Genomic DNA, 11,644 nt, shown 5'->3' with positions numbered 1-11,644 from the left:
GTACCGCCGACGTCCACCACTAGGCTGAGAGCGGCCCGCACTCAGGAGGTGGACGTGGGAATCACTCTGACCGACCGCTCGCACGGTGACGCGACCGTCGTGGTTGTCGAGGGTGAGATCGACGTGCACACCGCCCCGGACCTCCGCGAGCGCTTGCTGTCCCTGATCGGGGGCGGCGTGGTGCCGATCGTCGACCTGTCCGAGGTCGGTTTCCTCGACTCCTCGGGCCTCGGGGCGCTCGCCGGCGTCAACAAGCAGCTCGAGACGCACGGCAACCGGCTGCGCATCGTCTGCGCCGACCCGAAGCTCGTGCGGCTGTTCAGCCTGACCCGCCTCGACGAGGTGCTGACACTGCACCCGACGATCGAGGACGCCACCGGCGGCTGAACCCGACCGGTGGTGGGCCATGATCCGGGGTAGCTCCCGGCGACTCGAGAGGACCACTCATGACGGCGACCGTGCTCCACGGCAAGGACGGCATCCTGGCGGCGAAGGGCGTCGAGGCCGGGCCGAGCGACTGGTTCGAGATCGACCAGGAGCGCGTGAACGGCTTCGCCGACGCCACCGAGGACCACCAGTGGATCCACGTGGACCCCGAGCGCGCGAACGCCGGCCCGTTCGGCGGTCCGGTGGCCCACGGGTTCCTCACCCTCTCGCTCGTCCCCTTCCTGAACTCGAAGCTGCGGCAGGTCGAGGGCGTGACGATGGGCGTCAACTACGGGATGAACAAGGTGCGTTTTCCGGCGCCGGTGCGGGTGGGTGCCCGCGTGCGGGCCCGCTCGACCATCGTCGAGGTCGACGAGGTGGCCCCCGACGTCCTGCAGATCGTCAGCCGCATCACCATCGAGGTCGAGGGCAGCGAGAAGCCGGCCTGCGTCGCGGACATGGTGAGCCGCTACTACTTCACCTGACGCCGACCGGCCGAGGCGCCCGATCAGACGAGGACGGGCGCGTCCTTCGCACGCAGGGGCGCGCCCAGTTCATTGAGGTACCCCATCGCCTGCCGGTAGGACCCGATCAGTGACGTCTCGCAATACGGAACGCCGAGCCGTTCGCAGTGCGCCCGCACCAGCGGCTGCGCGTGGCGCAGCGAGCCGCGCGGCATGTTCGGGAACAGGTGGTGCTCGATCTGGTAGTTCAGCCCGCCCAGGGCGTTGTCGGTGAGCCAGTGGCCGCGCACGTTGCGCGAGGTCAGCACCTGGCGACGCAGGAAGTCGAGCTCCTCGCCCGGCGCCACGACGGCCATGCCCTTGTGGTTCGGCGCGAACGTGCAGCCCATGTAGAAACCCCACACGGCCTGGTGGACGCCGACGAACGCGACCGCCACGACGGGTGACATGAACAGGAGCAGGAAGCCGACGTAGAGGACGGCGTGCAGCGCCAGCGCGAGGCCCTCGAAGCGCCGGGAGCCGCCCCGGGCGCTGCGGTACTTGCCCGTGCGCACGGCGATCACGCTGTCGACGTGCAGGCTGATGCCTTCGAGCGTCAGCAGCGGGAAGAACAGCCAGGCCTGGTACTTGGCGATGAAGGTGGTCACCGGACCCGGTCGCGATGCGGCCTGGGCCCGGGTGAAGGCGAGCACGCTGTCGCCGATGTCCGGATCGCGCTCCTCGTGGTTGGGGTTCGCGTGGTGGCGGTTGTGCGTGTCGACCCACCAGCCGTAGCTCAACCCGATGAGGACGTTGCCGAGCGTGCGGCCGAGGATGTCGTTGAGCCGCTTGCTGGTGAAGATCTGCTGGTGCCCGCCGTCGTGGCCGAGGAATGCGACCTGGGCGAATGCGACACCGAGGACGCCGGCGAGGACGAGCTGGAACCACGAGTCGCCGACGCGGGCGATGGCGACGCAGGTCAGGGCGTAGAACCCCAGCGTGAGGAACGTGCGGACCGAGTAGCCGAGCGGCCGGCGGTCGAGCAGGCCGGCCGCGCGGATCGTGCGGCACAGGCTGGCGTAGTCGCTGCCGCGCCCTGTTTCGGGCGTGGTGGGTGGGGCAGATGTCACGGGCGGTGGCCTTTGCGGGGGAGGAAGGGCCGGCGAAACGCGCCCGCTGCGGAGCGGGCGCTCAGGACTTCGGATCGCGAACTGTCGGCGCGGCAGATCAGGTTCTGATCCCCCTTCACCGTACGCGCAAAAGCGGAGGGCCGGGCCCTTCCCGGGGCATTCATCGGAACTCCAGAAGCGGACATACCCTCCGGATCGCGGGCGGCGCAGGGCGGCGGGGAATGCGGAGACGGGGGGCGTCCGTACCAGGCGGAGAGCGGGGGTCGCGCGCCCGTACACTGGCGGCAGTCAGCGCCCGGGGTGTGGCGCAGCTTGGTAGCGCACTCGCTTTGGGAGCGAGGGGCCGTGGGTTCGAATCCCGCCACCCCGACCGAGCACGCGTTGGACGTCCCGCCCGAACCACTGTCTGCGAACGAGGAGCACACGCACGTGAAGAGCACCGTCGAGAACCTGAGCCCGACCCGAGTTCGGCTCGCCGTCGAGGTGCCCTTCGACGACCTGAAGCCGAGCCTGGACACCGCCTACAAGGCGATCGCCCAGCAGGTGCGCGTCCCCGGCTTCCGTCCGGGCAAGGTGCCGACCCGGATCATCGACCAGCGCGTCGGCCGCGGAACGGTGCTGCAGGAGGCCGTCAACGACGCCCTGCCGCGCCTGTACGGCGAGGCCGCCCGCGAGCACGAGCTGCAGGTGCTGGGCCAGCCGGAGATCACCGACATCACCAGTGCTGAAGAAATTGTCGACGGGTCCGTGTGGCATTTCACGGCCGAGGTCGACGTCCGCCCCGAGATCACCCTGCCCGAGCTCGACGGCATCGAGCTCAAGGTCGAGGACGCCGAGGTCAGTGACACCGACGTCGAGGAGCAGCTCGACGAGCTGCGCGAGCGCTTCGGCACGCTGAAGGGCGTCGAGCGCGCGGCGGCCGAGGGCGACTACGTCTCGCTCGACCTCTCCACCACCGTCGGCGGCGAGGAGATCGAGGCCGGCTCGACGAAGGGCCTGTCCTACGTCGTCGGCTCCGGCGACCTCGTTGACGGCCTGGACGACGCCATCACCGGCAAGTCGGCCGGCGAGACCGCGGTCTTCACGACCACGCTGCAGCAGGGCGACCACGCGGGCGACGAGGCGGAGGTGTCGGCCACGGTCAAGTCGGTCAAGACCAAGGAACTGCCCGACGTCGACGACGAGTTCGCCCAGCTGGCGAGCGAGTTCGACACGATCGACGAGCTCAAGGACGACATCCGCACCCGCCTCGGCCGCGTCCGGGTCATGGAGCAGGGCGCGCAGGCGCGCGACCACCTGCTCGAGCACCTCATCGAGTCGGTCGAGTTCCCGCTCCCCGAGTCGGCGCTCAAACAGGAGATCGAGTACCGCGAGCACGAGATCGTCCACTCGCTCGGCCACGACGACTCGCTGTTCGAGCGCTACCTCGAGTCGCAGGGCAAGACCCGCGAGGAGTTCGACACCGAGATGCGCGAGAGCGCGGAGAAGTCGGTGCGGGCGCAGTTCCTCCTCGACGCCATCGCCGACAAGGAAGAGGTGCAGATCGGCGACGCCGAGCTCACCGAGTACCTCGTCCGGCAGGCCGCCCGCTACCAGATGCCGCCGCAGGAGTTCGCGAACCAGATCGTCCAGAACGGCAACCTGCCGATGCTGGTGGCCGACATCCGGCGCAACAAGGCGCTCGCGTCGGTGCTGCAGACAGCGTCGGTCACCGACGCCTCCGGCAACGCCGTCGACCTCGCCGCCACCGTCGACGACGGTCGCGAGATGGTCATGGAAGGCGATGACGCCGAGGTCGACGGCGACCTCGACTGAGCGCGTCGATCACGCCCTGAGCGAACGACGCCCCTACCGGGAGTCAGAGCGGCGCCGGCTTCGTTAGGGTCGAAGACAGCACAGTGAATCGACCATCAGGCGACGTACGGCCAGCCGGCCCGAGCGAAGTGAGGACCGCAGTGAGCAAGTTCGATCCGTATCCGGCACCAGGTGCCGAGATGCGCACCCCGGGCGCCGGTATGACGCTCAACGACTCCGTCTACGACCGTCTGCTCCGCGAGCGGATCATCTTCCTCGGCCAGCAGGTCGACGACACGATCGCGAACCAGATCTGCGCGCAGCTGCTGCTCCTCTCGGCGGAGGACCCCGAGCGCGACATCAACCTCTACATCAACTCGCCGGGCGGCTCGGTCACGGCCGGCATGGCCATCTTCGACACCATGCAGTTCGTCGACTGCGACATCGCGACCTACGCCATGGGCCTGGCCGCCTCGATGGGACAGTTCCTGCTCTCGGCCGGAACGCCGGGCAAGCGTTACGCGCTGCCGCACTCGCGCATCCTCATGCACCAGCCCTCGGCGGGCATCGGCGGTACGGCCGCCGACATCGCGATCCAGGCCGAGCAGCTGAAGTTCGTGAAGTCCGAGATGGCGACCCTCATCGCCGAGCACACCGGCCAGCCGGTGGACCAGATCCAGGCCGACTCCGACCGCGACCGCTGGTTCACCGCCCAGCAGGCGCTCGAGTACGGGTTCGTCGACCACGTGGTCAGCCGGGTGGCGCAGGTTCCGGGGTCCAACAGCCCGGCGCCGGAGTGAAGGGGAAGACCATGAGCGAGCTCTACACGCCGACCGGCATCAGCGCCGGGGCCCACCTGCCGCAGAACCGCTACGTGCTGCCGTCCTTCGTCGAGCGGACGAACTACGGCATCAAGGAGTCGAACCCGTACAACAAGCTGTTCGAGGAGCGCATCATCTTCCTCGGCGCGCCGATCGACGACGTCGTCGCCAACGACGTCATGGCCCAGCTGATCGTGCTCGAGTCGTCCGACCCCGACCGGGACATCCAGATCTACATCAACTCGCCCGGCGGCTCGTTCACCGCGCTCACCGCCATCTACGACACGCTGCAGTACGTCCGGCCCGAGATCCAGACGATCTGCATGGGCCAGGCGGCCTCCGCGGCGGCGGTCCTGCTCGCGGCCGGCACCAAGGGCAAGCGTTTCGCCCTGCAGAACGCGCGGATCCTCATCCACCAGCCGTCCGGCGAGGGACAGGGCCAGGTCTCCGACCTCGAGATCCAGGCCAACGAGATCCAGCGCATGCGCGTGCTCCTCGAGGAGATCCTGGCCAACCACACCGGCCAGACCGTGGAGAAGGTCCGCAAGGACATCGACCGCGACACGATCCTCACCGCCCAGCAGGCCAAGGACTACGGAATCGTCGACGAGGTCATCACGACTCGTAAGCTCGCGGCCTCCTGAGCCGATAAGGACAGGACGCGCCGGAGCGGTCCGGCGCGTCCTGCGCGGTTTTCAGCGGACTTCCCAGGCATTTACGGGTACCGTTCAATCCCTCAGCGGTGTTACGCCGCTGTTGCCAGTTCAACCAGTTTGCGCCGACCAGCGGGGTCGCGTATCGATGACCATGACGTCAGTTCCGAGGGGATGGGTCGCCAGTGGCACCACGTGTCGGTGAAACCGGCGACCTGCTCAAGTGCTCCTTCTGCGGCAAGAGCCAGAAGCAGGTCAAGAAGCTGATCGCCGGTCCGGGTGTCTACATCTGCGACGAATGCATCGATCTGTGCAACGAGATCATCGAGGAAGAGCTCGCCGAGACGAGCGAGTTCAGCTTCGACGAGCTCCCCAAGCCGAGCGAGATCTACGAGTTCCTCAACGGCTACGTCGTCGGCCAGGACCAGGCGAAGAAGACGCTCGCGGTCGCCGTCTACAACCACTACAAGCGGGTCCAGGCGGGGGCGGAGAGCAAGCCGCGCAACGCCGAGTCGGCGGTCGAGCTGGCCAAGTCGAACATCCTGCTGCTCGGCCCCACCGGCTCGGGCAAGACGCTGCTCGCCCAGACCCTGGCCCGCATGCTGAACGTCCCGTTCGCCATTGCCGACGCCACCGCGCTCACCGAGGCGGGCTACGTCGGTGAGGACGTCGAGAACATCCTGCTCAAGCTCATCCAGGCCGCCGACTACGACGTCAAGCGGGCCGAGACGGGCATCATCTACATCGACGAGGTCGACAAGATCGCCCGCAAGGCCGAGAACCCGTCGATCACCCGCGACGTGTCGGGCGAGGGCGTGCAGCAGGCGCTGCTCAAGATCCTCGAGGGCACGGCCGCGTCGGTGCCGCCGCAGGGCGGGCGCAAGCACCCGCACCAGGAGTTCATCCAGATCGACACCACCAACGTGCTGTTCATCGTCGGTGGCGCCTTCGCCGGCCTCGACACGCTGATCGAGTCGCGCGTCGGCAAGAAGGGCCTCGGCTTCGGTGCGGAACTGCACACGAAGTTCGAGAAGGAGACCAAGGACATCTTCGGCGACGTCATGCCCGAGGACCTCATCAAGTTCGGTCTCATCCCCGAGTTCATCGGCCGGCTGCCGGTCATCACCTCGGTGCGCCCGCTCGACCGCGACGCGCTCGTGCAGATCCTCACCGAGCCGAAGAACGCGCTCGTGCGCCAGTACGCGAAGCTCTTCGAGCTCGACAACGTCGAGCTTGAGTTCACCGACGACGCCCTCGAGGCCATCGCCGACCAGGCCGTCCTGCGGGGCACCGGCGCCCGCGGCCTGCGCGCGATCATGGAAGAGGTCCTCCTCTCGGTGATGTACGAGGTCCCCTCCCGCGAAGACGTCGCCCGCGTCGTCATCACCCGCGAGACGGTCCTCGACCACGTCTACCCGACCCTCGTCCCGCGCGAGACGCCCAAGCGCGAGCGGCGCGAGAAGAGCGCCTGACCGCTCGGCCTGCCGCCTGCCGACGCTGAACCGGCTGCGGCACGACACGCCGGTGGGCCTGCGGCACACCGTTCACTGTCGGGGTGGTCGGACGCCGCGCGCCGCAAGCGTCGCGTACGTATGGCGCCGGCAGCCGGCGACATCGCGGTGCAACCGCGTGTGCGAGAACCGCAGCGTGATCCAGTCGATCGACGCCAGCGCGGTGTCCCGGCACCGGTCGCGCTCGCGCTGGCCCTCGTCCTGGTCGTGGTAGCGCGCCCCGTCCATCTCGATGGCCACCCGCTCGGCTTCGTACGCGCGATCCAGGCGGTACCACCGGCCGTCGGCCTGCACCCACTTCTGCGGCGTCGCGTGATCCAGGCCTGGGACGTCGAAGACGTGCAGGTGCCCCCAGATCTCCAGCTCGCTCTCGCAGCCGGCGTCGAGCAGTTCGACCAGGCTCAGGAGTTCCCGCCGTCCGGCGAGTCGCGGTTGTTGCGCGACCGCGCCGCGCAACGACTCCGGAGTCACGAGTCGCCGACGAACCGCCGTGATCGCCGCCGCTCGCCGGTGCTCGGCGTCCTGCAACGGCCAGGACGAGGCGATCGCGAACGCGGGCCGCACGACGAGTTGGCGGTCCACCCTCGCGACCGGTGGAAAGGCCGCGACGCGATGTACGGCAAGGTCCGGGCCGCCCCGTGGATTGCGCCGGTCGAGGACTGACACGTGGACCTGCGGCGGAGCCGAGGCCAGTCCCCAGCGGCGCAGCGCGGTCAGGTGGCTGAGCGCGACTGGGTGGCCGAGGCTCATGACTGCGGCCAACTCACGCACGTCCGGCTGGTCGACCTCCCACGGCCGGCAGTAGGCGCGCGGGAATGCGGCGACCAACCCGCCGCGGCGGACCTCGCTGTCGATGGCGTGCCGGTCGAGGCCGGCCCGCACGAGAAGGTCACGCGAGAGGGCGCCGCCGCAGCGCGCGAGCAGTCGGTCGATGTCGGGCACGGCCCGATGTTGGTCGCGATCCGCCGTCGATGGGGGCCGCGGGCAGGAACTGTGGACAGCCCAGCCGCCTGTGGACACGACGCTGAAGCAGCTGCGGCACGACACGCCGGTCAGGCTGCGGCAGCCAGTTCAGCGTCGCCCCGCACCGGCAGCGCGACGACGCGCGCGGCGCGGGTGACGGCGCGGCCGACCAGCAGAGGCACGAGTGCACCGAGCACGCCGCCGAGGACGAAGATCGTGCGCGGCGAGAGGACCGCGGCGAGGGCGCCGCCGGCGGCGTAGGCGATCAGCTGCGTCCCGGACACGACTCCGCCGACGAGCGCGCCGACGCGGCCGCGCTCGCCCGGCTGCACCGAGCCCATCAGCAGGGCCGACGTGCAGACGCTCAGCACGCCGTTGCACACCCCGGTGGCGGTGGCGACGACGGTGAGCACCTGCACCCCGGGGGAGACGCCCATGCCGACGAGCCCGACACCCAGCAGCGCGGCACCGGCGACGAGCCCGCGGGCCCGCGCGTGGTCGCTCGTCAACCGGCCGGCGAGCAGGCTGCCGACCAGCAGCCCGACGGCGAACGCGGCGGCCGAGATGCCGTACCAGGCGGCGCTCGCGTGCATGACCCGACGGACCAGGAACACCTCGACGACGTTCACCATCGAGCCGAGCAGCACGAACAGTCCGAGCAGCGTGAGGGTTGCCCGCAGCAGCGGTTCGCGCCGGACGATCGCGACGCCGCCCGCCGGCTTCTCGCCCGGATTCGCCGGGGCCGGCTCGCGCCGGGCGCGCACCAGCAGGGCGGCACCGGTGACGGCGAGGAACGTGGCGGTGTCGATGAGCAGCGGCAGGCCGGCGCCGAAGCGGGCGACGAGCAGGCCCCCGAGGGCCGGGGCGGCGATCCCGGCCACGGTGGTCGCGGCCTGCGACCGGCCGATGGCCCGGGCCAGCTCGGCCGGCCCCACCAGCGACGGGATGAGCGCCTGCCACGTCGCGCCGTTGACGGCCTGACCGATGCCGAGCAGCCCGACCAGCGTGAGCACGGCGACCGGCGCCGTCGTGAACGCCAGCACCCCGCACAGCGCTGCCTGCACGAGGCTCGAGGTGATCAGCAGCGCGCGGTTGTCGCGCCGGTCGACCAGCCGTCCGACGACGCCGGACAGCAGCATGATCGGGGCCAGGTTGGCGATCAGCACCGCGGCCACGAACCCGGCGCCGTGCGACTGCAGCCGTAGCACCAGCGCGAGGGCCGCGACTTCGTCGCCGAGGAACGAGACCGCCTTGGCGCCGATGACGAGTCGGAGATCGCGCCGTCCAGATGTGAAAGACATATTGCGAAAATAATCCTTTAGATCGGACGGCGTCAAGTAGTCTCGGCGATGTGAGCGCCCGTCCCGAGCCCCGCGTCCTGACCGATCCGCAGGCGATCAAGGCCCTGGCGCATCCGGCGCGGCTCACCGTGCTCGACGCGCTGACCGAGGGGGAGGAGCTCACCGCCACCGAGTGCGCCGAGGTCGCCGGCATCTCGCCGAGCGCGATGAGCTACCACCTGCGGGCGCTCGAGAAATGGGGTTTCGTCGAGCGGGCCGAGAGCTCGGGCGACGGCCGGGAGCGTCCGTGGCGGGCCGTCGCCGGTGGCTGGCGGGTCGACCGGATGCCCGACGCCGTGGCGGTTGCCGCGTCGAGCGCGGTCGTCAACTCGATGCTCGACCGCCTGCGCGTCGACGTCGGCCGCTGGTTCGACGCCGAGCGGACCCAGCCCGCGGAGTGGCAGCACGTCGCCTCGGTCGAGGCACAACACCTGTGGCTGACCCCCGACGAGGCGGGTGAGCTGGGTGAGCTCTACCAACGCTTCGTCGAGGCCCGCAAGGGCCGCACCGCGGCCGAGCACCCCGACGGTGCGCGACGGGTGCGGCTGGCGCGAGTGCTCGTCCCGGTGCAACTCGACTGAACGTGTCGGCGCGGCTCAACATGTCGGTGCGGCTCAGTAGGGTCGGACGGGTGACCACCGCACTGCTCTCGATGCCCGAAGACCCGACTGCGTGGACGGCGTGGCTCGCCGACCGGGTCGACGGCCAACTGGCCGCCGCCCGCGAGCTGCTCGACGCCCTCAAGGACGGCTCGCCGCGCGGCGCCGCCGAGGTACTCGACCTCTGGAACGACGCCGACATCGCCCTGCGCGGGGCCGACTCGATCGCCGGCCTGCTGAACGAGGTGCATCCCGACGCCGCGGTGCGGGAACTGGCCGAGGCCCGGGCCCAGGAGGTCAGCCGGGTGCAGACCGAGCGGGGCCTCGACAGCGAGCTGTTCGCCGTCCTCGACGCCACCGACCCGACCGGTCTCGATCCCGAATCGGCCCGGCTGCGGACCCACGTGCTGCGCGACTTCCACCGTGCCGGCGTCGACCGCAGCGACGCCGACCGCGCCCGGCTGCGCGCGATCGCCGAGCGGCTCACGGTCCTCGACCAGGACTTCAGCCGGGTGATCCGCGACGACGTCCGCAGCATCCGGGTCGCCCCCGATGCGCTCGCCGGCCTGCCGGCCGACTGGGTCGAGGGCCACCCGGTCGGCGACGACGGCCTGGTCACCGTCACCACCGACTACCCCGACGTGATCCCGTTCCGCACCTTCGCCCGCGACCCCGAGGCCCGCCTCGCCCTGACCGTCGCGTTCCTCAACCGCGGCTGGCCCGAGAACGACGCCGTGCTGCACGAGCTGCTCGACCTGCGCGACGAGCGGGCCGAGCTGCTCGGCTACGACAGCTGGCCGGCCTACGACGCCGACGTGAAGATGGTGAAGACCTCCGAGGCCATCGCCGAGTTCATCGCCCGGCTGGCCGGCGCGGCCGAGTCGTCGGCGCAGCGCGACCACGACGTGCTGCTCGAGCGCCGTCGCCTCGACGAGCCGGCCGCCAGCACGCTCGACGCCAGCTGCGTGGCGTACTACAGCGAGTTGGTCCGGCGCGAGAACTTCGACGTCGACGCGCAGGAGGTGCGCCGCTACTTCGACTTCGGCCGGGTACGGCAGGGGCTGCTCGACGTCACCAGCCGGCTCTTCGGGGTCGAGTACCGCGTGGTCGACGCCCCGGTCTGGCACGCCGACGTGACCGCCTACGACGTGCTCGTCGAGGGCGAGCGGCGCGGCCGCATCTACCTCGACCTGCACCCGCGCGAGGGCAAGTTCAAGCACGCGGCGCAGTTCGACCTCGTCGGTGGCATCACCGGCCGGCAGCTGCCCGAGGGCGCGCTGGTCTGCAACTTCCCGCGGGGACTGATGCAGCACACCGACGTCGTCACGCTGTTCCACGAGTTCGGACACCTGGTGCACCACGTGCTGGGCGGGCAGCAGCGCTTCGCCCGCTTCTCCGGCGTCGCGACGGAGTGGGACTTCGTCGAGGCGCCGTCGCAGATGCTCGAGGAGTGGGCCTGGGACGCCGACGTGCTGCAGACGTTCGCGCTCGACGCGGAAGGCACGCCGATCCCGCGCGACCTCGTCGAGCGCATGCGCGCGGCCAAGGACTTCGGCAAGGGCCTGTTCGTCCGCAACCAGCTCTTCTACACCGCGGTCTCCTACGAGCTGCACCGCGACCGCCCGGCCGACCTCACCGAACGGGTCCGTGAGCTGCAGGGCACCTACGACCTCTCGGTCTACCTCGAGGACACGCACTTCCATGCGTCGTTCGGCCACCTCGGCGGGTACTCGTCGGCGTACTACACCTATCTCTGGAGCCTGGTGATCGCGAAGGACCTGTTCTCGGCGTTCGACGCCGGCAACATGTTCGACCCGGCGGTCGCCGGGCGCTACCGCGACTGCATCCTCGCCCGCGGTGGGTCGGCCGACGCCGCCGACCTGGTCGAGGAGTTCCTCGGCCGTCCGTTCTCGTTCGACGCCTTCGCGGCCTGGCTCGACCGCTCCCCGGTCGCGGTGCGCTGA

Annotated in this window: 11 protein-coding genes and 1 tRNA gene; 9 read left to right on the top strand and 3 right to left on the bottom strand. The window is 70.2% G+C overall.

Annotated elements, in window-relative coordinates:
• Positions 1–54 precede the first annotated feature (54 nt).
• Both VGN18_RS09705 and VGN18_RS09700 read left to right on the top strand, forming a co-directional pair.
• Entirely contained in the window at positions 55–387 is a 333-nt protein-coding gene (locus VGN18_RS09705; protein WP_327539471.1) for an STAS domain-containing protein, read from the top strand.
• Between the two features lie 59 nt (positions 388–446).
• Positions 447–911 (top strand): MaoC family dehydratase, encoded by a 465-nt coding sequence (locus tag VGN18_RS09700; RefSeq protein ID WP_327539470.1) that lies wholly within the window; start codon positions 447–449, stop codon positions 909–911.
• Positions 912–934: 23 nt separating this feature from the next.
• Here the strand turns inward: VGN18_RS09700 and VGN18_RS09695 are convergent, their stop codons facing one another.
• Positions 935–1,999, bottom strand: a complete 1,065-nt coding sequence (locus VGN18_RS09695) for an acyl-CoA desaturase (protein ID WP_327539469.1) — start codon at positions 1,997–1,999, stop codon at positions 935–937.
• A 296-nt stretch (positions 2,000–2,295) separates the two neighbouring features.
• On the opposite strand from VGN18_RS09695, the gene VGN18_RS09690 reads away from it, so the two are divergent.
• The 5 genes from VGN18_RS09690 (at position 2,296) to clpX (ending at position 6,739) form a co-directional block, all read left to right on the top strand.
• Positions 2,296–2,369: transfer RNA gene (locus VGN18_RS09690), tRNA-Pro, on the top strand.
• Complete coding sequence (tig, locus tag VGN18_RS09685; protein ID WP_327539468.1) at positions 2,345–3,814, top strand: trigger factor; 1,470 nt, start codon at positions 2,345–2,347, stop codon at positions 3,812–3,814. The genes VGN18_RS09690 and tig overlap by 25 nt, the downstream gene beginning before the upstream one ends.
• Positions 3,815–3,993: 179 nt before the next feature.
• Positions 3,994–4,593 (top strand): ATP-dependent Clp protease proteolytic subunit, encoded by a 600-nt coding sequence (locus VGN18_RS09680; RefSeq protein WP_327539515.1) that lies wholly within the window; start codon positions 3,994–3,996, stop codon positions 4,591–4,593.
• 11 nt (positions 4,594–4,604) lie between these two features.
• A complete protein-coding gene (locus VGN18_RS09675; RefSeq protein WP_327539467.1) occupies positions 4,605–5,258 on the top strand; it encodes an ATP-dependent Clp protease proteolytic subunit in 654 nt (217 codons plus the stop codon).
• A 194-nt stretch (positions 5,259–5,452) separates the two neighbouring features.
• Positions 5,453–6,739 (top strand): ATP-dependent Clp protease ATP-binding subunit ClpX, encoded by a 1,287-nt coding sequence (gene clpX, locus VGN18_RS09670; protein WP_327539466.1) that lies wholly within the window; start codon positions 5,453–5,455, stop codon positions 6,737–6,739.
• A gap of 72 nt (positions 6,740–6,811) precedes the next feature.
• On the opposite strand, the gene VGN18_RS09665 is transcribed toward clpX, so the two are convergent.
• Entirely contained in the window at positions 6,812–7,720 is a 909-nt protein-coding gene (locus VGN18_RS09665) for a DUF559 domain-containing protein (protein ID WP_327539465.1), read from the bottom strand.
• A 110-nt stretch (positions 7,721–7,830) separates the two neighbouring features.
• On the bottom strand, positions 7,831–9,042 hold the full coding sequence (locus VGN18_RS09660) for an MFS transporter (protein WP_327539464.1): 1,212 nt from the start codon (positions 9,040–9,042) through the stop codon (positions 7,831–7,833).
• 50 nt (positions 9,043–9,092) lie between these two features.
• Here VGN18_RS09660 and VGN18_RS09655 point away from each other — a divergent pair, with 50 nt between their 5' ends.
• Together VGN18_RS09655 and VGN18_RS09650 are read left to right on the top strand one after the other, a co-directional pair.
• A complete protein-coding gene (locus VGN18_RS09655) occupies positions 9,093–9,662 on the top strand; it encodes a metalloregulator ArsR/SmtB family transcription factor (RefSeq protein ID WP_327539463.1) in 570 nt (189 codons plus the stop codon).
• Between the two features lie 71 nt (positions 9,663–9,733).
• Positions 9,734–11,644 carry a M3 family metallopeptidase gene (locus VGN18_RS09650; protein WP_414655036.1) on the top strand — a complete coding sequence of 637 codons (1,911 nt, stop codon included), beginning with the start codon at positions 9,734–9,736 and terminating at the stop codon, positions 11,642–11,644.

Origin of the sequence: Jatrophihabitans sp. (assembly GCF_036000465.1) — a bacterium.
In the GTDB taxonomy this organism is placed as follows: Bacteria; Actinomycetota; Actinomycetes; order Mycobacteriales; family Jatrophihabitantaceae; genus Jatrophihabitans.
The sequence above is the reverse complement of the archived record's forward strand: the minus strand, read 5'-3'. Positions and strand labels throughout refer to the sequence as shown.